Source organism: Streptomyces sp. NPDC048473 (genome assembly GCF_043200155.1).
Taxonomy (GTDB): Bacteria; Actinomycetota; Actinomycetes; order Streptomycetales; family Streptomycetaceae; genus Streptomyces.
This window is the reverse complement of sequence record NZ_JBICXE010000006.1, coordinates 227,027-250,650: the sequence shown is the minus strand read 5'-3', so window position 1 is coordinate 250,650 and position 23,624 is coordinate 227,027. Positions and strand designations below refer to the sequence as shown.

The following is a 23,624-nucleotide window of genomic DNA, read 5'->3' as shown; positions in this document are numbered from 1 at the left end:
GATAGCGGAGAGTGCCACTATCCATAACCAAGGGAGTCCTCATGTCGTCATGGCGTTCCTGGCACCGTCCATTAGTTCTCTTCGCGGCGGCGATGGCCGTCATGGCCGTCGTCTCGGCGGTGGGACTGGTGGTCGACGAGCGGGTGCTGGCGGGCTCGGCGATCTGGTTCAAGCCGTTCAAGTTCGCGGTCTCGTTCGTCGTGTACGCACTCGCGCTGGCCTGGATGCTGACGCTGGTCACCCGCGGCCGGCGTGTCGGCCGGTGGGCCGGAACCGTGGTCGCCCTGTCCAGTCTGGGCGAGATGGCGATCATCACCGGACAGGTGATCCGCGGAAAGCGCAGCCACTTCAACCACGCCACCCCGTTCGACGAAACGCTGTTCAACACGATGGCCGTCACCGTCGTCGTGCTCTGGACCGGCACACTGGTCATAGCCGTCCTGCTGCTGCGTGCCCGTATCGCCGACCGCGCCGCCGCCTGGGCGATCCGCTCGGGCGTGCTGCTCGCCCTGGTGGGCGCCGGATTCGGCTTCCTGATGACGCAGCCCACGCCCGAGCAGCGGGCGGCCGGGAACCTGGACACCGCCGATGTGATCGGCGCGCATTCCGTCGGCGTACCGGACGGCGGCCCGTCGATGCCTCTCACCGGCTGGTCGACGACCGGCGGCGATCTGCGCATACCGCACTTCGTCGGCATGCACGCGCTCCAACTGCTGCCGCTCTTCCTGCTCGTGCTGCTCTCCCTGGCCCCACGCTTCCCCCGGCTGCGTGACCCGCAGGTCCGGCTGCGACTGGTGCTGGTCGCCTCCGGTACGTACGCGGCGGTCGTCGCGCTGGTCACCTGGCAGGCGCTGCGCGGTCAGCCGCTGATCCACCCGGACGGTGCGACGCTCGGCGCCGCGGCTCTGATCGCGGCGGCGACCGCCGTCTGCGGTTATGGGGCGCTGAGGTCAACTCCCGTGCCACAGAAGGCCGATTCAGATTCCGCCTCCGATTCAGATTCCGCCTCCGATTCCGCTTCCAACCCCGATTCCGCTTCCAACCCCGATTCCGATTCCAACCCCGATTCCGCCGACAAGGAGCTCGTGGCATGACCGGTGCGCTCTTCGAGATCTCGTTCTTCCTGGCAGCCCCGTTCTGGCTGCTCATGATCCTCGCGCCGAACTGGCGCCCCACGGCGCGCATCGCCGCATCGCCGCTCACCGTCCTGCCGGTGCTTGCGCTCTACCTGGTCATGGCCGTGCCGGTCTTCCCCGAACTCTGGGACGCGGTGCGCAGCCCCGACATCGACACCTTCCGCGATCTGATGGCCCTGGCGAACGGAGCCGGGGCGATCTGGGCGCAGGTCATCGCCTGGGATCTGCTGCTGGGCCAGTGGATGTTCCTGGAAGGGCGCCGGCTGGGGGTCTCTCCGCTGGTGATGGGGCCGCTGCTGGTGCTGACGATTCTGCTGTCGCCGTTCGGGCTGCTGGTCTTCCTCGTGCTGCGGACGGTGCTGACGCCGAAGTCCCGGCCCGGGAACGCAATCCCGGACCGGGTCGGCCACGCGTCGCTGCGGTAGGGGTGCCCGTCAGACGGACTTCTGGTACGAGCGGAAGGTGCGCGTCGACAGCCACACCGCCACCACCGCGAGGACCAGCAGAGCTCCCCCGCGGCTGAGCACCAGACCCCGGTCGGGGTCGGCAGTCAGCGCAGAACGGCCCGCCACCATCGCCCAGTTGACCGGATTGAAGTCGGCGATGTGCCGCATCCACGACGGCATCTGGCTCGGCGCCATGAAGGAGGACGAAAGGAAGGTCAGCGGCAGCAGGAGAAACGTGTTGATGCCGATGATCGACTCACGCTGGCGGACCAGCATGCCCAGAGCGTTGGAGAGCGCACCGAAGACCGTACCGAGCAGGATCGACGCGACAAGGAGGATCAGCAGACCCCCCGCCCCGCCCGGGTAGGTGGCACCGGCGGCCCAGCCGAGCAGCACGATGATCACCGACTGCACGGCGGTGCTGATGCCGTTCTGTACGACGTTGGCGTTCATCAGCGCGTTGCGGCTGACCGGTGTCGTCAGGAAGCGGTTGAGCGTGCCGCGTTCGATCTCCTCCAGGGTGCCCATACCGGCCCACATGCTCGATCCGAGGGCGCTCATCACCACGATGCCCGGGATCAGGTAGTCCAGGTAGGACGTGGTGCCGAAGCCCCCGAGTTCGACGACCTTCTTGAAGAGGTTGCCGAACAGGAACAGCCAGATCACCGGCTGGATCAGGGAGATCGCCAGGAAGACCGGCTGCCGGATGATCGCCATGAGCTGACGCTGGGTCATGTACCAGGTCTGGGCGAGGGCTTGGCTGCTCATCGGGTGCCTCCTGCGGGGGTGAGGGCAGGGACCTGCCGCGCGTCTGCGGCTTCGGCCTCGGAGAAACGGCGTCCGGCATAGCGCAGATAGACGTCGTCGAGGGAGGGGCGGGCCACGGTGGCGGCGGCGACCGCCGCACCGGCCCGCTCCAGGGCGGCCAGCAGGACGGGGACGGCCGCGGCGCCGTCCTCGGCGCGGACGCTCACCCGGCGGCCGTCGACCAGCACCTCGTACACCCCGGGCAGCCCGGCGAGCACGGCGGTGATCGCCTGTGCGTCGCCCTCGGCGCGCAGCTCCATGTGGACGGCGTCGCCGCGGAGTTCACCCTTGAGTTCGTCGGGGGTGCCCTCGACGACGACCCGGCCGCGGTCGACGATCGCGATGCGCTCGGCGAGCCGGTCGGCCTCCTCCAGATAGTGCGTCGTGAGGACGATGGTCAGCCCCTCGTCGCCGGCCAGCCGGGAGATCTCGTCCCACATGGCCGTGCGGGCCTCGGGGTCGAGTCCGGTGGTGGGTTCGTCGAGGAAGAGCACCTCGGGGCGGTGGACCAGGCCGAGCGCCACGTCGAGGCGTCGCTGCATTCCGCCGGAGTACCCCTTGACCTGGCGCTTCGCGGCGTCGGCGAGGTCGAAGCGGTCCAGCAGTTCATCGGCGCGGCGCTGGACGGCGGCGCCCCGCATTCCGTACAGCCTGCCCTGGAGCAGGAGGTTCTCGCGGCCGGTGGCGACCGGGTCGGCGCCGGACTTCTGGGCGACGACGCCGATCGCGCGGCGGACCCGGTCGGGGTGGCGCAGCACGTCATGTCCGGCGACGGTCGCGGTGCCGGAGTCGGGGCGGGCCAGGGTGGTGAGGATCTTGACGGTGGTGGACTTTCCGGCGCCGTTGGGGCCGAGGAGTCCGAAGACCGTGCCGGCATCGACGTCGAGGTCCATGCCGCGCAGTGCGGTGACATCGCCGGGATAGGTCTTGATCAGGTGTCGCGCCGCCACTGCGGGCGCACGGGTGCTCATGACAGAGCTCTCCTGTGGTCAGCGGGGTGCTCGGGTCCACCGAGCACTCGGGCATGCCGAGCCGATCCGCGTGAAGAGCGCCGGGCTATCCTGGGTGTGCCGCACCTCGATCGCCTGGCTCGCCTTCACGGCATGGCCGGTCCGGGGTTCGAGACCCCGGAGGTTGCTGCTCCAACAGCGCCCACCGGGGTCTTTCTCTCTTCAGTCCTGCGTTACGCCTTCTCTTCGGTCCTGCGTTACGCCTTCTCTTCGGTCCTGCGTTACGCCTTCCGCTCCGGGTCCAGGACGATCTCCTGCTCGTCCAGGTCCTGCCAGTCCTTCGGGACTTCGCCGGTTTCATGGAAGGACTTCCACTCCTCGATGCCGCTGATCGTGGCCTCGGTGAGTTCCTTGTGGAAGTTCTTGATCCACTCCAGCTGCGCGTCGATCATGTGGAGCTGATACTCGGTCTCGACGACGAAGACGCGGGGCAGTTGCCCCCCCAGCTGACCGAGGACCCCGCGGAGCGCCGCCGCCTGGACCGCCAGCGCCGCCTCCCGGGTCTCCATCAGCTCCGCCACGTCCTTTGGCGGCAGCACCGGCAGAAGCGAGAGGGCCGTCTCGAAGACCGGGTACTCGGCGGCCGGAACGGCGAGCAGATCGGAGAGCCAGTCGAGCATTTCCGCACGCCCGGCCCCGGTGATGCCGTAGAGCGTGCGCTCGGGGCGGTTGCCCTGCCGCTGGACGCCCGCGACCTCGACGTAACCGTGCTTCTCCAGGTTCTGGACGACGGTGTACAGCGAGCCGAAATTGATCTTGACGCTGTGTTCCTTGCCGCGCCGGCGAAGCGTCTGGGCGATCTCGTACGGATGCATGGAACGCTCGGCGAGCAGCACCATGACCGTCAGCGCCAGTGGGTTGCTGAGCTTGCGCCGCTTGGCCACCGTCCCCACCACCCTTCACTTCGCCACGAATACTCGTGGCCGAACATATCGCGTTCACCCGGACGCGTCAACCACGATGTATCGCGAATTTTGCGATGCGTGGAAGGATCTCGCGCACTGCAGCCAGGGATGTGCGACCGGGGAGCAAGCCGCGTGAAAGAGGATCGCAACGATGCGCAACGGCACGGCGCCTCCAGGGCCGGGCGGTCGCGCCGGGCCCGCACCGCCCTCGCCGCGCTCAGCGGTCTGATCGCCGGATTCTGCGCCCTGGCCGTGGCCGAACTGGTCTCGGCTGTCGTACGTCCCGAGGCGGGGCCGGTCGCGGCGGTGGGCGAGGCGGTCATCGACCGCACTCCCCCGGCCCTGAAGGACTTCGCCGTACGGAAGTTCGCCGCCCAGGACAAGCTGGTGCTGGAGCTGGGCATCCTGGTGCTGCTGGCGGTCTTCGCCATGGCGGTCGGGGTGCTGGCGCTGCGACACCGGCAGACGGGCTCAGCTGCCGTGCTGGTCTTCGGGGCGGTCGGGGCAGTGGCGGCGGTGGGGCGCCCGGGAGGCAGCCCCGCCGATGCGCTGCCCTCCGTGGTGGGTGCCGTGGTCGCCGCGGGGGTGCTGTATCTCCTGGCCGGACGGCTCACGCCGGCTCCCGGTCCTCCCCCGGTGGCCGGGGAGGAGTACGGCACCTTCGACCGGCGCGGCTTCGTGATCGCGGCGACCGCGGCAGCGGCGGCCTCAGCCGGCGCGGGGCTCCTGGGACGGCGGCTCACCTCCTCCGTCCAGGCCGGGGCCACCGCCTCACGCCATGACCTGGTCCTCCCCGAACCCGACTCCGCCGCGCCTGCCGTACCGGCCGGTGCCGATCTGAGGATCCGGAGGCTGAGCCCCTTCTTCACCCCGAACAAGGACTTCTACCGGGTGGACACGGCCCTGGTCGTGCCTCACCTCGATGCGGGAGCGTGGCGGCTGAGGATCCACGGCAAGGGTGTGGTGCGGCCCGTCACGGTCGGCTTCCACGACCTGCTGCGCCGGGAGATCATCGAGCGCGACATCACGCTGGCCTGCGTGTCCAACGAGGTCGGCGGGCCGTACATCGGCAACGCCAGGTGGATCGGTGTACGGCTGGCCGACCTGCTGCGCGAGGCCGGGGTGCGGCCACCGTCGAAGGGCGGGCCGGCCGACCAGATCGTGGCGCGTTCCGTCGACGGCATGACGATCGGCACACCGGTCGAAGCGGTCATGGACGGGCGCGACGCGATGCTGGCCCTCGGCATGAACGGCGAGCCGCTGCCCTTCGCGCACGGCTTTCCGGTCCGGATGGTCGTACCCGGCCTGTACGGATATGTGTCGGCCTGCAAGTGGATCAAGGACATCGAGCTGACGACGTTCGACGCGTACGACGCCTACTGGGTCAAGCGGAGCTGGTCCCAGCAGGCGCCGGTCAAGACCGAGTCCCGGATCGACACCCCGCGCCCGCTCGCCTCCCCGAAGCCCGGCATCGTACCGGTGGCCGGGGTCGCCTGGGCCCAGCACCGCGGCATCTCGCGGGTGGAGGTCCGGGTGGACGGCGGCCCGTGGCACCCGGCCCGGCTGGCGGCCGAGGACAGCCGCGACACCTGGCGCCAGTGGGTGTGGGAGTGGCCGGCCACATCGGGCCGTCACACCCTCGAAGTCCGCGCGACGGACGGCACCGGCGCCACCCAGACCGGTCAGCGGGCCGGCACGGTGCCGAACGGTGCGACGGGCTGGCACTCGGTGGAGGTCGAGGTCTCCTGAGACAGGGACGCAGCCGAGTGCTTCCGGAACCACCGACAGGCAGCCGTGAGCACTTCGGCCCCGCGCGGACATGGACGCGTCATTCGGCTGAAACAGCCCGTCCCTAATTTCTGTCGCCCGACAGGAAATCGGCGACAGGGGCTGACATGACCGCCACCGCACCAACCGACGTACGACCGGACCCACCCGAGACCGGCCGGGGCGACCAGGAAGCCCTGGCCGGTTTCGGCTACCCGCAGGAGCTGCACCGGACCATGGGGCGGTACGCCTCGTTCGCGGCCGGGTTCTCCTTCATCTCCGTCCTCACGACCGTCTTCCAGTTCTTCGCCTTCGGCTTCTCGTTCGGCGGTGCCGCCTTCTTCTGGACCTGGCCCGCGGTGCTGATCGGCCAGCTGCTGGTGGCCGCGTGCTTCGCCGAACTCGCCGCCCGTTACCCGCTGTCGGGGGCGATCTACCAGTGGTCGACCCGGCTGAGCACGCCCGCCTTCGGCTGGTTCGCGGGCTGGATCATGGTGATCGGGCAGATCGTGGTGGTCGCCGCCGCGGCGCTCGCGCTCCAGGTGGTGCTTCCGGCGCTCTGGTCGGGATTCCAGCTGCTGGGCGGTGACCCGGCGCCGACCACGCCGACGGGCGCGGGCAACGCGGCGCTGCTCGCGGTGGTTCTGCTGGCGCTCACCACGACGGTGAATCTGCTCGACAACCGGGTCATGTCGGCCGTCAACCGGGTCGGTGTCACGGCGGAGATCATCGGTGCCGTACTCATCGTGGTGCTCCTGCTCACGCACGCCGAGCGCAGCCCCGGTGTCACCTTGCACACCGGCGGTCAGGGCGGCGCGATCGGAGCGCTCCTCGTCGGTTCGTTCACGGCGGCGTACGTGCTGATCGGCTTCGACAGTGCGGGCGAGATGAGCGAGGAGACCCACAGCCCACGCCGCACCGCGCCCCGCACGATCCTGCTGGCACTCGCCTCGGCCGGTGTGCTCGGCGGGCTACTGGTCCTGGGCGGGGTGCTGGCCGCGCCGAGTCTCACCGACGGGCGACTGGCCACGGAGGGCCTCTCGTACGTGCTGACCAGCAGCCTGGGCGACGGGGTGGGGCGGCTGCTGCTCGCCGATGTGGCGGTCGCCGTCGCCGTGGCCACGCTCGCCATCCAGACCGCCGGTTCCCGGATGCTGTTCTCGATGGCCCGGGACGGTGTCCTGCCCTGCTCCGCCCTGCTGGCGAAGGTCTCCCCGCGCACCGGAATGCCGGCCGCACCCGCGCTGCTCGTCGGCGCGGCGGCAGCGGCACTCGGACTGCTCAATCTGGCGTCCCCGGAGGCGTTCCTGGCGATCGGCACCACGTGTATCGCGATGCTCTATCTGGCGTACGCGATGGTCACGGGCCCGATGCTGCTGCGCCGGCTGCGCGGCATCCCGCTCACCCCGGACACCGACGGCCCGGCCCACGACGAGACGGGCAGGCCGCTGTTCTCGCTGGGCCGGCTGGGACTTCCGGTCAATGCCCTGGCCTTCCTCTACGGGGCGGGCATGACGGTCGATCTGGCCTGGCCGCGGGCAGCTGTGTACGACCCGGCGGGCGGCCACTGGTACTTCCAGTGGTTCACGGTCCTCTTCCTGGGCGCGACGGTGCTGCTCGGTGCGGTTTATCGCGTGTACGGGAGGAGGTCGTCCTCCCTACGCTGACCGGATGAATCGTCTGAGCATCGTGGACCGGCAGGACCGGGTGGCGGGTGCCGTCGTCGGATCGGCGGTCGGCGACGCGCTGGGGGCGCCGTTCGAGTTCGGTCCCACCGGTGTGTACGCGGCCCGTTTCCCGGACGGCGTCGGCACGATGTGCGGGGGCGGCGGCTGGGACCCGGGCGAGGCCACGGACGACACCCAGATGGCCGTTCTGGTCGCGGAGTCCTTGCTGGAGCAGGGCGGCCTCGACCTCCCCGACATGTTCGGCCGGTTTCGCCGGTGGGCGGCGGGTGGGCCGAAGGACATCGGCCTGCAGACCGAGGACGTGCTGACGAGCGGTGCCCCCTGGGACCTCGCGGCAGCGTTGCACTTCCAGGTCAACGGGCGCGCGGCAGGCAACGGTTCGCTCATGCGGGCCACCGCGCCGGCCGTGTACTTCGCGCGGGTGGGGCGGGTCGCGACGATGGACGCCGCCCGCCGGATCGCCGCACTGACACATGGCGACCGGGCCGCCTGGGAGGGCACCGCCGTGTTCCACGAGCTGATCCGGGTGGCGCTGGACGGCGACGATCCGCTCGCCGCAGTCCCGGGCGCCCTGGACTGCGTACACGAGGATCACCGCGAGCGCTGGGCCACCGTCCTCGCGCCCGGCTGGCATCCGGACGCGGCAACGGAGTTCAACGGTGCGGTGTGGCCGTGCCTGGGCACCGCGCTGTGGGCGCTGCGCACGACACATACGTACGAGAACGCCCTGGCCGCAGCGGTCGACGTGGGTGGGGACACGGACACGGTCGCGGCGGTGACCGGTGGTCTGGCGGGGGCGGTGTACGGCTTCGACGCGATTCCGTCGCGCTGGACGGAGCCCCTGCATGTGCCGCTGCCGGGGTACGGGGACCGTGTGCTGCGGATGCCCGATCTGGTGACCCTGGCCCGGCGGCTGGACGGCGCCTCACGCAGTGCGATTCCCACGGATATTCGCATGCCTTGAATCTACATATAAGGGTGAGATAAGCGCAGAATGGCATAGAAGGCCGCTATTCGCACAAAAGCGGCGGCCAGGCCCGCAGGAGCGAAGGAGACGAACCCATGTCAAACCTCTCGCACACCGGCCGTGACATTGCCAGTCACCCCGATGTCTCCGAAATGCGCGATCGCTATGCGCAAATGCTCGGTGGCCGTGATGTGGCCCTCGTGGACGCACCGGTGTTCCTCATCGGTCTCTACTGCGCCATATCGCCCTGGGTGCTCAACTTCACGGCCAGTCAGCCCGCGCTCGTGACGCACAACCTGATCATGGGTATCGCGATCGCCGCGCTGGGCCTCGGATTCACCGTCATGCCGGAGCGGATGTACGGCCTGAGCTGGGCCATCTGCGCCATGGGCGCCTGGATGGTCATCTCGACGTGGGTCGTCGGCAGCAGCCCGGACCTCGGGGTCATCCTCAACAACGTCATCATCGGCGGTCTGACCGTGCTGCTGGGGCTGGTCTGCGCAGGCGTGTCGATGAAGAGCGGCAAGAACACCGTCTGAAACAAGGACGCCTCGGCCGGTCCGCGTGAAGCGGACCGGCCGAGGGCGGGTGGGCCCCGGTGCCGTGCCCCCGTCCACCGGCACCGTTCAAGCGGCACCCGGACCACAGCAACTCACCGGCCCGCGCCGGGGAAGCCCTGCATCCGCACCGGAAGGCGACGGGCGTTCGCGCCCCGACGTGATGGGGGTTCGCAGCCCCGGGCGAACCGTCCGCGCCGCCGCCGGGCCTCAGGCCTTGCTGACACCCACGATCCGCAGTGCCGCATCCGCCGTGGCCGCCGCGAACGCGCCGACCGCACGCCCCGGATCGGACCGGTGGACCATGATCACGCCCTCGATCAGCCCGAACACCAGGTCCGTACGGAGCTCCGCCTCGCTCTCACCGAGGGCCGCGCCCGCCTCCGTAGCCACCAGCAACTGCCCGTAGGCTTGCTTCAGTTCGGCCCGGACGCGGTGGAAGTCCGCGAACCGCTCGGCGCGCACCTCGGGCAGTACGTACAACGCCCCGAGGTTGTACGGACCGCCGCACAGCAGCGCCACGTCCGAGCGGCACAGCTCCCACAGCCGGTCCTCCGCAGCCGGCTCCCCGTCCGCGAGCAGCCGCCTCGCCAACGCCAGCGACGGGGTGACCGTGGACTCCAGGAGCTCGGCAAGCAGGTCCTCCTTGCCCGCCACGTAGTGGTACATCGTCGCCTGGCGCATGCCCGCACGTTCGGCGACGGCCCGGGTGGTGGTCGCGGCGTATCCGCGCGTGGTGAACAGCTCGGCGGCCGCGGTGAGCAGTTCGTCACGCGCGGTCAGCCCGCTGTCCGGCCGCTGCTGGGCCCGCGGGCGGCCGACCTTTCTTCCGGTGCTGGACATGGGCCGATCGTCGCACATCCGCACCCGCCGCGATCTTGGTGAGCACTCGGTAACTCCCGTGCAACGGACGGGCAATGACCGCGACTTCCCGGCGCCTTAATTTCTGTCGCGCGACAGAAACAGGTCGCAGTGCCCGCGTCAGAACCGCCCGTAGAGCCGGAGGTCCAGCCATGGCGACAGCGACGACACACGAGGCCCGGGATCACGCCCGCGCCCAGCACGGCACCCGTACCGAGTCCATGCCGGTGGTGCCCGCGAGCGACTGGCCCGATCCCCTTCCCGGCACCCCGGTCTGGGCCGAGACCGTGGCGGGCGGCAATTACGCGCACCGCGTCCTGGCCCGCGGCACCGAGCTGCGGCTCACGGACCTCGCGGGCGACGCCTGCGCCCATCTGCTGCTGTACGCCGACGGGCGGCCGTGGGAACGGCTCAACACCGCCGACACGGTGAAGGTCCAGTGGAATGCCTACCTCGGCGCCGGCCGGCTGCTCCTCTCCGACCAGGGCCGGGTCCTCGCCTCGGTGATCGCCGACTCCTCGGGCCGCCACGACGCGCTCTGCGGAACCTCGGCCCTCGTACGGAACACAGCGCGGTACGGCGACGGCACCCCGCAGTCGGCCTCCCCCGCCGGCCGGGAACTGCTCAAGCTGGCCGCGGCCAAGAACGGTCTCGGCCCGCGCGATCTGCCGCCCTCGCTCTCCTTCTTCCAGGGGGTTGAGGTACGGGAGGACGGCGCCCTGGACTTCACCGGCTCGGCCGGAGCAGGCGCCGCGGTGACGCTGCGCGCCGAGCAGGACCTGACCGTACTGATCGCGAACGTCCCGCATCCGCTGGATCCGCGCCCGGACTACGTGTGCACCCCATTGGAGGTGCTGGCCTGGCGCGCCCGCCCGACGGGGCCGGGCGATCCGCTCCTGGAAGCCGCTCCGGAGTGCCGCAGGGCCTTCCTCAACACCTTCGACTTCCTCACCGCCAGGGGGCTCGCATGACCGCGACCGGCACCGTCCGCACCACGGCCACCGCCACCGCCCCCGTCCGCCCAACCACCGTCATCCCCGCCCGCGCCGCCTGGTCCTCGCTCGTCCGCGCAGGTGAGCAGCTCACGCTCACGGATCTGCACGGCAATCAGGCGGTGGACTTCCTGGTGTACGACGCCCATGACACGGCCGTCCGCTACAGCGCCCCGGACACCGTCCACGCGCAGGGCGGCATCTTCCTCACCACCGGCAGCGTGCTGATGTCGAACGAGCACACCCCTCTGATGACGGTCACCGAGGACACCTGCGGCCGCCACGACACGGTCGGCGGCGCCTGCTCCAAGGAGTCCAACACGCTTCGCTACGGTCACCACACCTGGTCGCAGCACGCCTGTGTCGACAACTTCCTCGCCGAGGGCGCACGGCACGGGCTCGGCAAGCGCGATCTGGTCTCCAACATCAACTGGTACATGAACGTCCCGGTCGAGAAGGACGGCACGCTCGGCATCGTCGACGGCATCTCCGCCCCCGGTCTGCGGGTGACGCTGCGCGCCGAGACGGATGTCCTGGTCCTGATCTCCAACTGCCCCCAGATCAACAACCCGTGCAACGGTTTCGATCCCACGGCGGTCGAGGCCACCATCACCGAAGCCGCCATCAGCGAGGCCACCGCATGACGGACTTCGACACGCTGCTGGTCGCCAACCGGGGCGAGATAGCCGTACGGATCATCCGTACCGCCCGCCGACTCGGCATCCGTACGGTCGCGGTCTTCTCCGACCCCGACCGCTCATCCCCCCACGTCCGCCTCGCCGACGAGGCGGTGCGGCTCGGCCCCGCGCCCGCCAAGGAGTCATACCTCGACGCCGACCTGGTCCTGAGGGCGGCCAAGGACACCGGGGCGGGCGCCATCCACCCCGGCTACGGATTCCTCTCCGAGGACGCCGGGTTCGCCCGCCGCTGCGAGGACGCCGGGATCGTCTTCGTCGGCCCGACCGCCGATCAGCTGGAACTGTTCGGCGCCAAGCACACCGCACGCGCGGCGGCCGAGGCGGCGGGCGTTCCGCTCGCCCCCGGCACCGGGCTGCTCGGCGATCTGCCGTCGGCGCTGGACGCCGCCGGACGCATCGGCTACCCCGTGATGCTCAAGGCCACCGGTGGCGGCGGCGGTATCGGCATGTCGGCCTGTCGATCGGCGGATGAACTCGCCGACGCCTGGGAGCGGGTGCAGCGGGTCGCCGCCGCCTCCTTCTCCTCGGCCGGTGTCTTCCTGGAGCGCCTCGTCGAGGACGCCCGCCATGTCGAGGTCCAGGTCTTCGGCGACGGGAACGGCCGGGTGGTGACGTTCACAGACCGCGACTGCTCCCTCCAGCGCCGTAACCAGAAGGTCCTGGAGGAGGCCCCCGCACCCGCCCTGCCCGACCACATTCGCGCACAACTGGCGCGATCCGCACGCGAGTTGTGCGCAGCGGTCGGCTACCGCTCCGCAGGCACCGTCGAGTTCGTGTACGACGCGGCGCGCGCCGAGGCGTACTTCCTGGAGGTCAACACCCGTCTCCAGGTCGAGCATCCGGTCACCGAGGAGATCCATGGCGTCGACCTCGTCGAGTGGATGCTGCGGCTCGCCCAGGGCGACACGGATGTCGTACGCGAACCGGGCCCGCCCCGCGGCCATGCCGTCGAGGCACGCGTGTACGCCGAGGACCCGGCCCGCGACCACCGCCCCGGCGCGGGCCTGTTGACCCGGGTCGCCTTCCCCGCGGGCGACGGCGTGCGCGTGGACACCTGGATCGAGACGGGTACGGAGGTGACGACGGCGTACGACCCGATGCTGGCCAAGGTCATCGCGTACGGCACCGACCGCGCCGAGGCCCTCGCGCGGCTGGACACGGCACTCGCCGCCACCCGGATCGACGGCATCGAGACCAATCTCGGCCTGGTACGGGCCGCCCTGGCCGATGACCGGGTGCGCAGCGCCACGCACTGCACGGCCACCCTCGCCACGGTCGCCGACCCGACTCCGCGCATCGAAGTGGTCTCCGGCGGCACCCTCACCACCGTGCAGGACTGGCCGGGCCGCACCGGCCACTGGCAGGTCGGCGTCCCGCCGTCGGGCCCGATGGACGATCTGTCGTTCCGGCTCGGCAACACGGCCCTCGGCAACGACGCGGACGCGCCCGGCCTCGAATGCACGCTCCAGGGACCGGCTTTGCGCTTCACCCACCCGACGACCGTATGTGTGACCGGCGCTCCCGCCCCTGTCACGCTGGACGGCCGACCGGTAGCGCAGTGGGAGCCGTTGACGGTCCCGGCGGGCGGCACCCTCACGGTCGGCGCACCGGCCGGACACGGACTGCGGACGTATGTCCTGTTCGCCGGTGGTGGCCTGGACGTCCCGGAGTTCCTGGGCAGCGCGGCCACCTTCACCCTCGGTGGTTTCGGCGGTCACGGCGGCCGGGCCCTGCGCACCGGCGACGTACTGCACGGCGGCGCGACAGACGCACCGACCTCCCCCGTACCGGACGCGGATCGCCCCCGCTTCGACTCGACCTGGCACCTGGCAGCGGCCGAAGGCCCGCACGCCGCACCGGAGTTCTTCACCGAGGAGGACATCCATGACTTCTACGCCGCCGACTGGAAGGTCCACTTCAACTCGGCGCGAACGGGCGTCCGCCTGATCGGCCCGAAGCCGCGCTGGGCCCGCACGGACGGCGGCGAGGCCGGCCTGCACCCCTCCAACATCCATGACACGCCGTACTCGGTGGGCGCGGTCGACTACACCGGCGACATGCCCGTACTGCTGGGCCCCGACGGCCCGTCCCTGGGCGGTTTCGTCTGCCCGGCGACGGTGGTGACGGGCGAACGCTGGAAGCTGGGTCAGCTCCGGCCCGGCGACACGGTCCGCTTCAGGCCCGTGACGGTGACGGGCGAGCCCCGCCCCGACCTCGTCGACGGGGGCATCCTCTTCCGCGACTCCACGCTCACCTACCGCCGCAGCGGCGACGACAACGTCCTGGTCGAGTACGGGCCGATGCAACTGGACCTGGCCCTGCGGATGCGCGTCCACGCCCTGATGGAGGCGCTGACGGCAGAGGCCGTTCCCGGGATCACCGGTCTGACGCCGGGCATCCGCTCCCTCCAGATCCAGCTGGACCCGAGCGTCCTTCCCCAGCACCGCCTCGTGGAGCTGCTCCACCGCATCGAGGCCGCGCTCCCGCCCACCGATGCCCTGGTCGTCCCGTCCCGCACCGTGCATCTCCCGCTGTCCTGGGACGACCCGGCGACCCGCGAGGCCATCGCCCGCTACATGGCGGGGGTACGGGACGACGCCCCCTGGTGCCCGTGGAACATCGAGTTCATCCGCCGGGTCAACGGCCTGGACTCGGTCGACGACGTGTACAGCACGGTGTTCGACGCCGAGTACCTGGTGCTGGGTCTCGGCGATGTATATCTGGGCGCCCCGGTCGCCACACCGCTGGACCCGCGCCACCGCCTGGTCACCACCAAGTACAACCCGGCCCGCACCTGGACCGCGGAGAACTCGGTCGGTATCGGCGGCGCCTATCTCTGCGTCTACGGGATGGAGGGACCGGGCGGCTACCAGTTCGTGGGCCGCACCACACAGGTCTGGTCGGGCTGGCAGCAGCGGGGCGCCTTCGAGCCGGGCTCGCCGTGGCTGCTGCGGTTCTTCGACCGCATCAAGTGGTACCCGGTCGAGGCGGACGAACTCCTGGAGCTGCGCGCGGACATCACGTCCGGCCGATTCATACCACGGATCGAGGAGGGAGAGTTCTCACTGGCGCGGTACGAGGAGTTCCTCGCCCGGAACGCCGACTCGATCGCCGAGTTCCGCGCACGCCAGGGCACCGCTTTCGCAGCCGAACGGGATGCCTGGGAGGCGGCGGGCGAGTTCGCCCGCGCGGACGCGGCAGCGGCACCGCCGCCCCCGGCCGCCGAGGTGTCGGTGCCACCGGGCGGCCACCTGGTGGAGGCGGAGTTCGCCGCGTCGGTCTGGCAGCTGAATGTCGCCGTGGGCGACACGGTGACGGCAGGTCAGCCCTTGCTGGCCCTGGAGGCGATGAAGATGGAGTCCCGTGTCCACGCCCCCGCGGCCGGCATCGTCTCGGAGATCCTCACCCGGACGGGCGCCCAGGTGGAGCCGGGCACACCCCTGCTGATCCTGGCCCACACAACCTGAGGAACACACACATGCCGCCCCTCACCCCCTCCCCCGTCCTCACTCGCATCCGGGCCGCCTACGCCCGTATCGCAGCGGTCGACCGCCCCGAACTCTGGATCGATCTGCGGCCTCGACCCGACCTGGAGGCCGAGGCCCGGAGCCTCGAAGTCCGCCTGGCCGCGGGCGAACACCTCCCCCTCGCAGGCCGTCTGCTGGCCGTCAAGGGCAACATCGATGTGGCCGGCCTCCCCACCACCGCGGGCTGCCCCTCGTACGCGTACGAGCCGAGCGCCGACGCCCCGGCGGTGGCCCGTCTCCGTGCCGCAGGAGCACTGGTGATCGGTACGACCAACCTGGACCAGTTCGCAACGGGCCTGGTCGGCACGCGTTCTCCGTACGGCGTTGTCCGTAACGCACTCGATCCGGACCGGGTCAGCGGCGGCTCCAGCTCCGGTTCGGCGGTCGCCGTCGCCCTGGGCATCGCGGACCTCGCGCTGGGCACGGACACCGCGGGTTCCGGCCGTGTCCCCGCCGCGTTCAACGGCATCGTCGGCCTGAAGCCGACCCGCGGCCTGGTCCCGACGGACGGTGTGGTGCCCGCCTGCGCGAGCCTGGACTGCGTCACGGTCTTCGCCCGTACGCTCCCCGAGGCCGAACAGGCGATGGCCCTGATGGCCACCCCCACCCCGCAGCCCGACCGCTCCCGTGTTCCGGGCCCCTGGCGGATCGCGGTCCCGCCCACCGGGCAACTCGGCGAACTCGATCCCGGCTGGGCGGCGGCGTACGAGTCGACGGCCGCCCGCCTCCGCGCGGCGGGCGCGGTGCTCCGGCCGATCGACCTGACCCCGTTCACCGAGGCCGCCGCAATGCTGTACGAGGGTGCGTTCGTCGCCGAGCGCTACACCGCGGTCGGAGCATTCATCGACGGCGCACCCACCGCACCCGGCCTCGACCCCACAGTCGCCCGGATCATCACCGCGGCCCGCGACATCCCGGCACACCGGCTCTTCGCCGACCAGGCAAGGCTGGCCGCCCTCCGCACCGCCGCAACAGCCGCGCTCGGCGACGCGGACGCCCTCCTGCTGCCCACCGCACCGGGCCACCCCACGCTCGCCGAGGTCGCCGCCGACCCGGTGGGCGCCAATGCCCGCCTCGGCCGGTTCACCAACTCCACCAACCTGTTCGACCTGTGCGCGGTGGCAGCCCCTGCGGGCGAGGTGGACGGCCTGCCGTTCGGCGTGATGCTGATCGGCCCGGCGCACGCCGATGAACGCCTGGCCCGAATCGCCACGCTGCTGACCCCGCCCTCCCGGATCACGGTGGTGGGCGCCCACCTGAGCGGCGAACCCCTGAACCCCCAACTCCTCTCCCTGGGCGCCCGCCTGATCCGTACCACGGCCACCGCCCCCGTCTACCGCCTGCACGCCCTGCGCACGGACCCGCCCAAGCCGGGCCTGGAACGGATCGGGGAGGGCGGGTCCGCGATCGAGGCAGAGCTGTGGGAGCTGCCCGCCGAAGGGCTCGGGCGGCTCGTCGCCGCTCTCCCTGCGCCCATGACACTGGGCCGGATCGAACTGGCCGGCGGCATTACAGCACCCGGCTTCCTCTGCGAGCCGTATGCGCTCGAAGGCGCCGTGGACATCACAGCGCACGGCGGTTGGCGCGCGTACCTCGGTCATTGATCCTTAAAACAGTTGACTCGGCACCAACAGGCCTGTTCCACTGGGCAGATGCGCCCTCAGCTGCGGCTGGTCACCCGTGACCACATCGACTTCGGTCGAGTGTGGTCCGCCTCGTGTTGTCTCTGACTGCTCCGACGTCAGCGCTTCACACGACCGGTTCCCCCGCAGCACGAGATGAGGCTTTGCCATGCCCGTCGAGTTTCTCGGCATCGCAGCAACCAATGAAGGTTCCGAAGTGACACCCCGCTCCGGGGCGTCCTTCGACAAGGCGTACACGCTCAAACTGGCCCGCGCACACGAGGACCACGGATGGGACCGGGTGCTGTTCGCCTACGGCTCCGGCTCCCCCGATCCATCCCCGGCCGCCGCCTATATCGCGGCCCGCACCGAGACGCTCCAGATCCTGGTCGCGCACCGCCCCAACGTCTCGTACCCGACCTTCGCGGCCAAGACCTTCGCAACCCTGGACCGGATCAGCGACGGCCGCCTCGCCGTGCATTTCATCACCGGCGGCAATGACCACGAGCAGCAGCGCGAGGGCGACTTCCTCACCAAGGACGAGCGGTACGCGCGCACCCGTGAGGCCATCCAGATCATCAAGAAGGCGTGGACGTCGCACGAGCCCTTCGACCACGAGGGCACGCACTACCGCTTCAACGACTTCGTGAGCGACACCTTCCCCGTGCAGCAGCCGCATCCGCGGGTCTCGTTCGGGGGTTCCTCACCGGCGGCGTACGCGGCCGGTGGCGCCGAAGCCGACATCTACTGCCTGTGGGGCGAACCGCTGGCACAGACGGCTGAGCAGATCGCATCGGTGAAGGCCGCAGCGAAGGCAGCCGGCCGTACGGACGTCCCCAAGATCCAAGTCGCCTTCCGGCCGATCATCGCACCGACCGAGGAACTGGCCTGGGAGAAGGCTCACCGAACTTTGGCCCGCATCAAGGCCCGTAAGGCCGGCGCACCACTGAGCCGCCGCCATCCGCTGAACAGCCCGGAGAACGCCGGCTCCCGACGACTCCTCGCGGTGGCCGCCGAGAGCGAGCGCCACGACCGGGCACTGTGGACACCGACCGCGGCTGAAACGGGCGGCGCCGGAAATTCGACGGCCTTGGTAGGAACACCGGAGACGGTGGCGCAGGCGCTGCTGGACTACTACGACCTGGGCGTGGAAATCCTGTCCGCTCGCGGCTACGACCTGCTGGACGACGCGATCGACTTCGGAAGGCACGTCATCCCGATAGTCCGCGAGGAAGTGGCCAAGCGGGACGCGGCCCGCACAACCGCACCATAACGACGAGCACACTCCCAGCCCGTCCGGCGCTTGAGGACCGGGGCTCGGGGCAGAAGCCCCGGTTCCGGCACCTCCCTCCCCGCCCGGCACCATTCCATCCAGCCCGTCCGGCGCTCGAGGACCGGGGCTCGGGGCAGAAGCCCCGGTTCCGGGAAGGGGCGGGGAGGGGACCAGCCCGCCGCAGGCGCACCCCCGCCCCGCAAACCTCACCCCACAGAGCTATAAGCCACAACCCCCCGCAACACCGCCTCCACCGCCTTACGCGCACTCCGCGCCACGGAACTCCCCTCCCGCGGCGCCGCAGCCGAAATCTGCCCCAGCACGTCGATCACCTGCTTGCACCACCGCACGAAGTCCCCCGCCGGCATCTCCGCCTCGCGCAGCACCTCGTCCAGCGACCGCCCCGACGCCCACATGTAGACCGCCCAGGCAAACCCCAGATCGGGTTCGCGCTGCCCGATCCCCTCCGCCTGGTTGATCTTGAAGTCCTCCTCCAGGGCGTCGAGCCGACCCCAGATCCGGACCATCTCGCCCATCGCGGTCTTCGCGGGCCCCGACGGCAGCTTCGGCGCCACCGCGTCATCGGCCTGCCGCGCCTCGTACACCAACGCCGAGACGCACGCCGCGAGTTCGGCAGGGTTCAGACCCTCCCACACCCCGGCCCGCAGGCATTCGCTCGCCAGCAGATCCAGCTCGCCGTAGAGCCGCGCAAGCCGCCGGCCGTGCTCGGTGACCTCATTGCCGCGCAGATAGTCGAGCTCGGTGAGCAGCGCGACGATCCGGTCGAAGGTACGGGCGATCGTGTTCGTCCGCCCCTCGATCCGCTGCTCCAGCTGCCTGGTGTCGCGTTGCAGCCGGTGATACCGCTCGGCCCATCGCGCATGGTCCTCACGCTCGTCACACCCGTGGCAGGGGTGTGCGCGCAACTCCGCCCGGTAGCGGGCGATCTCCCGGTCGTCGGCCGCCGCGGACCGCCCCTTGCGGTGCCGCTCCGGGACTATGTGCCCGGCTTTGGTCCGCAGCGCGGAGGCCAGATCGCGGCGCGACTGCGGCGAGCGCGGGTTGAACGACTTCGGCACCCGCATCCGCTCCAGCGCCTCCACCGGGACGGGGAAGTCGATCGAGGCGAGCCGCTTGACCTGCCGTTCGGCGGTCAGCACCAACGGCCGCGGCCCGTCGTGGTATTCGAGCCCGCGGTGCCCGTGCCCATTGGTCCGTCCGGCGGGCAGCCCCGGGTCGAGGACCAGTGCCAGTCCGGCGAACTTGCCGGTGGGGACATGGATGACATCGCCGGGCTTGAGCTTCTCCAGGGACGTCGCGGCCGCGGCCCGCCGCTGCGACGCGCCCTGCTTGGCGAGCTCGGTCTCCCGGTCCTTGAGTTCGCGGCGCAGTCGCGCGTACTCCTCGAAGTCACCGAGGTGGCAGGTCATGCCCTCCCGGTAGCCCTCCAGTCCCTCTTCGTTCCGCTGGACCTGCCGGGAGATCCCGACCACCGACCGGTCGGCCTGGAACTGTGCGAAGGAGGTCTCCAGCAGCTCGCGCGAGCGGTGCCGCCCGAACTGCTGCACCAGGTTGACGGCCATGTTGTACGAGGGCCGGAAGCTGGACCGCAGCGGATACGTACGCGTACCCGCGAGTCCGGCCAGCGCCCCCGGGTCCATGCCGCGCTGCCACAGCACCACCGCATGGCCTTCGACGTCGATCCCACGCCGTCCGGCCCGCCCGGTCAGCTGGGTGTACTCGCCGGGGGTGATGTCGGCGTGCTGTTCGCCGTTCCACTTGACGAGCTTCTCCAACACGACCGAGCGTGCGGGCATGTTGATACCGAGGGCGAGGGTCTCCGTCGCGAAGACGGCCTTGACGAGGCCTCGTACGAACAGCTCCTCGACGACTTCCTTGAACGTGGGCAGCATGCCGGCGTGGTGCGCGGCGATGCCTCGCTCCAGCCCTTCGAGCCACTCGTAGTAGCCCAGAACATGGAGGTCCTCGCCGGGGATGGACGCGGTCCGCTCCTCGACGATCTCGCGGACCAGGCGGCGCTTGTCCTCGTCGTTGAGGCGCAGTCCGGCGTGCAGACACTGCTGCACGGCGGCCTCGCAGCCGGCCCGGCTGAAGATGAACGTGATGGCGGGGAGCAGTCCTTCGGCGTCCAGCCGGTCGATGACCTCGGGCCTGGCCGGGGTCCAGATCCGGCTGCGCTGGCGCCGCTCGCGCTCACGGTCCGCCTCGCGGACCATCTTGCCGCGGCGGCGTTCACGCGGGTTGTACCCCCGCTGGTTCTCCATCCGGGCGAGCCGGACGAGGTCGGGGTTGACCTCGCGGCGTCCGGCGCCGCGGCCGCCGTGATCGGTCTCCTCCTCGAAGAGGTCGTACATCCGGCGGCCTGCCAGCACGTGCTGCCAGAGCGGCACGGGGCGGTGCTCGGAGACGATGACCTGGGTGTCGCCGCGGACGGTGTCCAGCCAGTCACCGAACTCCTCGGCGTTGGACACGGTCGCCGACAGTGACACCAGGGTCACGGAGTCCGGGAGGTGAATGATCACTTCCTCCCAGACGGCGCCCCGGAAGCGGTCGGAGAGGTAATGCACCTCGTCCATCACCACATAGCCGAGGCCGCGCAGCGCCTGCGAGCCCGCATACAGCATGTTCCGCAGCACTTCGGTGGTCATGACGACCACCGGGGCATCGCCGTTGACGCTGTTGTCACCGGTCAGCAGGCCGACCTTGTCCGGTCCGTAGCGCTTGACCAGATCTGCGAACTTCTGGTTGGACAGGGCCTTGATGGGGGTGGTGTAGAAGCACTTCCGGCCCTGTTCCAGGGCGAGGTGCACGGCGAATTCGCCGACGATGGTCTTGCCCGAGCCGGTCGGGGCGGCGACGAGCACCCCCTTGCCGGCCTCCAGTGCCTCGCATGCCTCGATCTGGTAGGGGTCCAGATCGAACTCGTACATCTCGCGGAAAGGCGCGAGTGCGGTGGCCAGCTCGGCGGCACGGATCCGAGAAGCCTGGTATCGCTCAGCTGGTGAGAGGTCCTCTGTCATCTTGCTTACGAGCCTACCCGCCACCTCTGACAGTGACGCGATCTTTAAATCCCGGTGGGAGAACCCGCTACGAGCACTCTCACCGCACCCGGTACACAGGTCGCGGTGAGCGGCAGCGCCCCGAGCTGTTCACCGTCCGCGTATGCGGTGACACCGGCAGCGGCCAGCTCGATCGAGGAGACCCGGTGCGTGGTGACCTTGGGGTGGCTGAGGTGCGTTCCCTTGTAGACGCGGGGGAAGACCTTCAGCAGCGTGGCGCGGCTGCAGTCCCCGACGACGGTCACATCGAAGAGCCCGTCGTCCATGACGGCGTCCGCGCAGATCCGCATACCTCCGCCGTACGTCGATCCGTTGCCCACGGCGATGAGCGTCGCCTCGACCTCCCGGACCGGTCCACCGTCCAGCCTGATGCGATACGGGATGGGCTTGAACGCGGCGAGTTCGGCGAGGATCGCGAGGTCGTACCTGAACCGTCCGCCGACCCAGCGCATCCGGTTGCCGCGGTCGTTGACCCGGGAGTCGAAGCCGGAGGCGAGCACGGACCCGAACCACCGCTCACCGACCCGTCCGAGGTCGATCTCGCGGACGGTGCCTGCCTTGAGCGCCTCGGCGGCCAGCCGTCCGGCGGCGGCCGGATCCCGTATCGGCATCCCGAGCGCGCGGGCGAAGTCGTTCCCGGTGCCCACGGCGACGACCCCGAGCGGGGTCATCGTTCCGGCAACGGCCTGCAGGGCGAGGGACATCATGCCGTCCCCGCCCACCGCTATCAGCGCACCGGTCCCACCGGCGACGGCCTCACGGGCCCGCCGCAGGGCGTCGTCGGCGTCCACGCCGAGAACCGTACGTACGGAGAATCCGGCGTCCCGCAAAGCGGAAGCGGCCGGCTGCGCGGCGTGCGCGCCCCGGCCGCGTCCTGCGGTGGGATTGACGAAAAGGGTGATCTCGCTGGTCACCCGGGGGACCTTACAAGGTCAGGTGATGTCGTCGTAACCGTTGACCCGGTCACGGTCCGAGCTCGCCTGCGTGGGCAACGACCGGCCGGACGTGACCGGTTCGATCTCACCGATGTCCTCGGGAGTGAGGTCCAGCTCCGACGCCTCGTCGTCGTCGGGCCCCGCCGCCGCGAGCTGTGCCTTGCGGCGGTCGTTGAGGAGCGAGATCGCCGTGGCCACGAAGTAGAGAACCCAGATCGGTCCGGCGAGCGCCAGCATCGTCAGCGGGTCGGTACTGGGAGTGGCCAGCGCGGCGAAGACCGTGATGCCCATGATCATGGCCCGCCACCAGCCGAGCATCCGCTTGCCGGTGATGATCCCGCCGAAGTTCAGCATGACGAGCAGCAGGGGCAGCTCGAAGGAGAGCCCGAAGACCACCACCATGCGCGTGATCAGATCCAGCAGATCGTCCAGCGGCAGCTGGTTGTCGAGCCCGGCCGGCGAGAACTCCAGGAGCACCCGCGCCATCGTGGGCAGGGTCTTGTACGCGAAGAAGCCACCGGCGAGGAAGAGTGGGAATCCCGCACCCACAAAGCCGAGCGAGTACTTCTTCTCGTGCTTGTGCAGCCCCGGGGCGACGAAGGCCCACAGCTGGTAGAGCCAGATCGGCGAGGAAAGGACGACTCCCGCCATCAAGGAGACCTTGAGGGCGAGGGTGAACGGGGTGAGCAGACCGTTCAGGACGATACGCGCGCACGTACCGTCCTCCTTCTTGGCGAGTTCGGCGAAGCTGGACTCGCACCCGACCGACTTCAGTACCGGGTCGGTGAAGAACTCGATGATCCCCTTGTAGAAGAACGCGGCCACGATCGTGACGACGACGATCCCGAGCAACGCCTTCGCCAGCCGGTTACGCAGCTCACGCAGGTGCTCCACCAGGGGCATGCGGCCCTCTGGGTCCGTCTCCTGTTTGCGGGCAGACTTGAGCAACCCACGTCCTCATCTCGTGCAGCAGGCCGTCACCGATCGCGGCGCCTGCGTCGGCCCGGTTGTCAGCGCTTGGTCGAGTCGGTCGGCTCTGCGACCGGACGCGAACTGGTCACGTCACCGGGTGCGGCCTTGATGGTGCGCGGGGCGGCCTGGTCCTGGGCGGCGTCGTTCGCCGGCTCGGCCGGGGTGGCCGACGGGCTGCCCTCGGACTTCATGGCCTTGGCCTCGCTCTTGAGGATGCGGGCCGACTTGCCGAGCGAGCGAGCCATGTCAGGAAGCTTCTTCGCGCCGAACAGCAGAACAATGACGACGAGGATCAGGATGATCTCGGGAGCGCCGAGCCTTCCGAACATATGCGTGTACCTTCTCACCGAGGCAGCAGGGGTGGGGCGGATCGAACGTCGG

General features: G+C 70.2%; 19 protein-coding genes. 11 read left to right on the top strand and 8 right to left on the bottom strand.

Features of this window, described 5'->3' with window-relative positions; translation table 11 throughout:
* The first annotated feature begins 92 nt into the window (after window positions 1–92).
* Both ACGFU7_RS13545 and ACGFU7_RS13540 read left to right on the top strand, forming a co-directional pair.
* The gene (locus tag ACGFU7_RS13545) at window positions 93–1,094 is read left to right on the top strand and encodes a hypothetical protein (RefSeq protein ID WP_393695295.1); all 1,002 of its coding nucleotides are present in this window, start codon (window positions 93–95) and stop codon (window positions 1,092–1,094) included.
* The gene (locus ACGFU7_RS13540) at window positions 1,091–1,561 is read left to right on the top strand and encodes an ABA4-like family protein (protein ID WP_393695293.1); all 471 of its coding nucleotides are present in this window, start codon (window positions 1,091–1,093) and stop codon (window positions 1,559–1,561) included. The genes ACGFU7_RS13545 and ACGFU7_RS13540 overlap by 4 nt, the downstream gene beginning before the upstream one ends.
* Window positions 1,562–1,570: 9 nt before the next feature.
* Here the strand turns inward: ACGFU7_RS13540 and ACGFU7_RS13535 are convergent, their stop codons facing one another.
* The 3 genes from ACGFU7_RS13535 to ACGFU7_RS13525 all read right to left on the bottom strand — a co-directional run bounded on the left by ACGFU7_RS13535 (window position 1,571) and on the right by ACGFU7_RS13525 (window position 4,283).
* A complete protein-coding gene (locus ACGFU7_RS13535; RefSeq protein ID WP_393695291.1) occupies window positions 1,571–2,350 on the bottom strand; it encodes an ABC transporter permease in 780 nt (259 codons plus the stop codon).
* Entirely contained in the window at window positions 2,347–3,360 is a 1,014-nt protein-coding gene (locus ACGFU7_RS13530; protein WP_393695289.1) for an ATP-binding cassette domain-containing protein, read from the bottom strand. The genes ACGFU7_RS13535 and ACGFU7_RS13530 overlap by 4 nt, the downstream gene beginning before the upstream one ends.
* Before the next feature lie 260 nt (window positions 3,361–3,620).
* Window positions 3,621–4,283 (bottom strand): PadR family transcriptional regulator, encoded by a 663-nt coding sequence (locus tag ACGFU7_RS13525; protein ID WP_393695287.1) that lies wholly within the window; start codon window positions 4,281–4,283, stop codon window positions 3,621–3,623.
* Between the two features lie 129 nt (window positions 4,284–4,412).
* On the opposite strand from ACGFU7_RS13525, the gene ACGFU7_RS13520 reads away from it, so the two are divergent.
* The 4 genes from ACGFU7_RS13520 (at window position 4,413) to ACGFU7_RS13505 (ending at window position 9,265) form a co-directional block, all read left to right on the top strand.
* A complete protein-coding gene (locus ACGFU7_RS13520) occupies window positions 4,413–6,053 on the top strand; it encodes a molybdopterin-dependent oxidoreductase (protein ID WP_393695610.1) in 1,641 nt (546 codons plus the stop codon).
* Window positions 6,054–6,199: 146 nt separating this feature from the next.
* On the top strand, window positions 6,200–7,738 hold the full coding sequence (locus ACGFU7_RS13515; RefSeq protein ID WP_393695285.1) for an amino acid permease: 1,539 nt from the start codon (window positions 6,200–6,202) through the stop codon (window positions 7,736–7,738).
* Between the two features lie 4 nt (window positions 7,739–7,742).
* A complete protein-coding gene (locus ACGFU7_RS13510) occupies window positions 7,743–8,723 on the top strand; it encodes an ADP-ribosylglycohydrolase family protein (RefSeq protein ID WP_393695283.1) in 981 nt (326 codons plus the stop codon).
* 98 nt (window positions 8,724–8,821) lie between these two features.
* On the top strand, window positions 8,822–9,265 hold the full coding sequence (locus ACGFU7_RS13505) for an SPW repeat protein (RefSeq protein WP_393695281.1): 444 nt from the start codon (window positions 8,822–8,824) through the stop codon (window positions 9,263–9,265).
* A 228-nt stretch (window positions 9,266–9,493) separates the two neighbouring features.
* On the opposite strand, the gene ACGFU7_RS13500 is transcribed toward ACGFU7_RS13505, so the two are convergent.
* Complete coding sequence (locus tag ACGFU7_RS13500; protein WP_393695279.1) at window positions 9,494–10,126, bottom strand: TetR/AcrR family transcriptional regulator; 633 nt, start codon at window positions 10,124–10,126, stop codon at window positions 9,494–9,496.
* A gap of 170 nt (window positions 10,127–10,296) precedes the next feature.
* Here ACGFU7_RS13500 and ACGFU7_RS13495 point away from each other — a divergent pair, with 170 nt between their 5' ends.
* The 5 genes from ACGFU7_RS13495 (at window position 10,297) to ACGFU7_RS13475 (ending at window position 18,256) form a co-directional block, all read left to right on the top strand.
* Window positions 10,297–11,115, top strand: coding sequence for an urea amidolyase associated protein UAAP1 (locus tag ACGFU7_RS13495; RefSeq protein ID WP_393695278.1), 819 nt, complete (start codon window positions 10,297–10,299; stop codon window positions 11,113–11,115).
* Window positions 11,112–11,780 (top strand): urea amidolyase associated protein UAAP2, encoded by a 669-nt coding sequence (locus tag ACGFU7_RS13490; protein ID WP_393695276.1) that lies wholly within the window; start codon window positions 11,112–11,114, stop codon window positions 11,778–11,780. Before ACGFU7_RS13495 ends, ACGFU7_RS13490 begins: the two co-directional genes overlap by 4 nt.
* Entirely contained in the window at window positions 11,777–15,301 is a 3,525-nt protein-coding gene (locus ACGFU7_RS13485) for a 5-oxoprolinase/urea amidolyase family protein (RefSeq protein WP_393695274.1), read from the top strand. The genes ACGFU7_RS13490 and ACGFU7_RS13485 overlap by 4 nt, the downstream gene beginning before the upstream one ends.
* An 11-nt stretch (window positions 15,302–15,312) precedes the next feature.
* Window positions 15,313–16,965 carry an allophanate hydrolase gene (gene atzF, locus ACGFU7_RS13480; RefSeq protein WP_393695272.1) on the top strand — a complete coding sequence of 551 codons (1,653 nt, stop codon included), beginning with the start codon at window positions 15,313–15,315 and terminating at the stop codon, window positions 16,963–16,965.
* Window positions 16,966–17,152: 187 nt separating this feature from the next.
* On the top strand, window positions 17,153–18,256 hold the full coding sequence (locus ACGFU7_RS13475) for an LLM class flavin-dependent oxidoreductase (RefSeq protein WP_393695270.1): 1,104 nt from the start codon (window positions 17,153–17,155) through the stop codon (window positions 18,254–18,256).
* 206 nt (window positions 18,257–18,462) lie between these two features.
* Here ACGFU7_RS13475 and ACGFU7_RS13470 read toward each other — a convergent pair whose 3' ends face one another.
* From ACGFU7_RS13470 to tatA, 4 genes are all read right to left on the bottom strand, one after another.
* Window positions 18,463–21,297 (bottom strand): DEAD/DEAH box helicase, encoded by a 2,835-nt coding sequence (locus ACGFU7_RS13470; protein ID WP_393695268.1) that lies wholly within the window; start codon window positions 21,295–21,297, stop codon window positions 18,463–18,465.
* Between the two features lie 44 nt (window positions 21,298–21,341).
* Window positions 21,342–22,250 (bottom strand): diacylglycerol kinase, encoded by a 909-nt coding sequence (locus tag ACGFU7_RS13465; protein WP_393695266.1) that lies wholly within the window; start codon window positions 22,248–22,250, stop codon window positions 21,342–21,344.
* An 18-nt stretch (window positions 22,251–22,268) separates the two neighbouring features.
* Window positions 22,269–23,219 carry a twin-arginine translocase subunit TatC gene (gene tatC / locus ACGFU7_RS13460; RefSeq protein WP_393695264.1) on the bottom strand — a complete coding sequence of 317 codons (951 nt, stop codon included), beginning with the start codon at window positions 23,217–23,219 and terminating at the stop codon, window positions 22,269–22,271.
* Window positions 23,220–23,281: 62 nt separating this feature from the next.
* Entirely contained in the window at window positions 23,282–23,572 is a 291-nt protein-coding gene (gene tatA, locus ACGFU7_RS13455) for a Sec-independent protein translocase subunit TatA (protein WP_327276145.1), read from the bottom strand.
* Window positions 23,573–23,624 lie beyond the last annotated feature (52 nt).

What these genes read in the sequence shown, in the direction of transcription:
- ACGFU7_RS13545 (WP_393695295.1), top strand. Translation starts at nt 93, where the DNA reads ATGGCCGTCATGGCCGTCGTCTCGGCGGTGGGACTGGTGGTCGACGAG.
- ACGFU7_RS13540 (WP_393695293.1), top strand. Translation starts at nt 1,091, where the DNA reads ATGACCGGTGCGCTCTTCGAGATCTCGTTCTTCCTGGCAGCCCCGTTC.
- ACGFU7_RS13535 (WP_393695291.1), bottom strand. Translation starts at nt 2,350, where the DNA reads ATGAGCAGCCAAGCCCTCGCCCAGACCTGGTACATGACCCAGCGTCAG.
- ACGFU7_RS13530 (WP_393695289.1), bottom strand. Translation starts at nt 3,360, where the DNA reads ATGAGCACCCGTGCGCCCGCAGTGGCGGCGCGACACCTGATCAAGACC.
- ACGFU7_RS13520 (WP_393695610.1), top strand. Translation starts at nt 4,413, where the DNA reads ATGTGCGACCGGGGAGCAAGCCGCGTGAAAGAGGATCGCAACGATGCG.
- ACGFU7_RS13515 (WP_393695285.1), top strand. Translation starts at nt 6,200, where the DNA reads ATGACCGCCACCGCACCAACCGACGTACGACCGGACCCACCCGAGACC.
- ACGFU7_RS13510 (WP_393695283.1), top strand. Translation starts at nt 7,743, where the DNA reads ATGAATCGTCTGAGCATCGTGGACCGGCAGGACCGGGTGGCGGGTGCC.
- ACGFU7_RS13505 (WP_393695281.1), top strand. Translation starts at nt 8,822, where the DNA reads ATGTCAAACCTCTCGCACACCGGCCGTGACATTGCCAGTCACCCCGAT.
- ACGFU7_RS13500 (WP_393695279.1), bottom strand. Translation starts at nt 10,126, where the DNA reads ATGTCCAGCACCGGAAGAAAGGTCGGCCGCCCGCGGGCCCAGCAGCGG.
- ACGFU7_RS13495 (WP_393695278.1), top strand. Translation starts at nt 10,297, where the DNA reads ATGGCGACAGCGACGACACACGAGGCCCGGGATCACGCCCGCGCCCAG.
- ACGFU7_RS13490 (WP_393695276.1), top strand. Translation starts at nt 11,112, where the DNA reads ATGACCGCGACCGGCACCGTCCGCACCACGGCCACCGCCACCGCCCCC.
- ACGFU7_RS13485 (WP_393695274.1), top strand. Translation starts at nt 11,777, where the DNA reads ATGACGGACTTCGACACGCTGCTGGTCGCCAACCGGGGCGAGATAGCC.
- atzF (WP_393695272.1), top strand. Translation starts at nt 15,313, where the DNA reads ATGCCGCCCCTCACCCCCTCCCCCGTCCTCACTCGCATCCGGGCCGCC.
- ACGFU7_RS13475 (WP_393695270.1), top strand. Translation starts at nt 17,153, where the DNA reads ATGCCCGTCGAGTTTCTCGGCATCGCAGCAACCAATGAAGGTTCCGAA.
- ACGFU7_RS13470 (WP_393695268.1), bottom strand. Translation starts at nt 21,297, where the DNA reads ATGACAGAGGACCTCTCACCAGCTGAGCGATACCAGGCTTCTCGGATC.
- tatA (WP_327276145.1), bottom strand. Translation starts at nt 23,572, where the DNA reads ATGTTCGGAAGGCTCGGCGCTCCCGAGATCATCCTGATCCTCGTCGTC.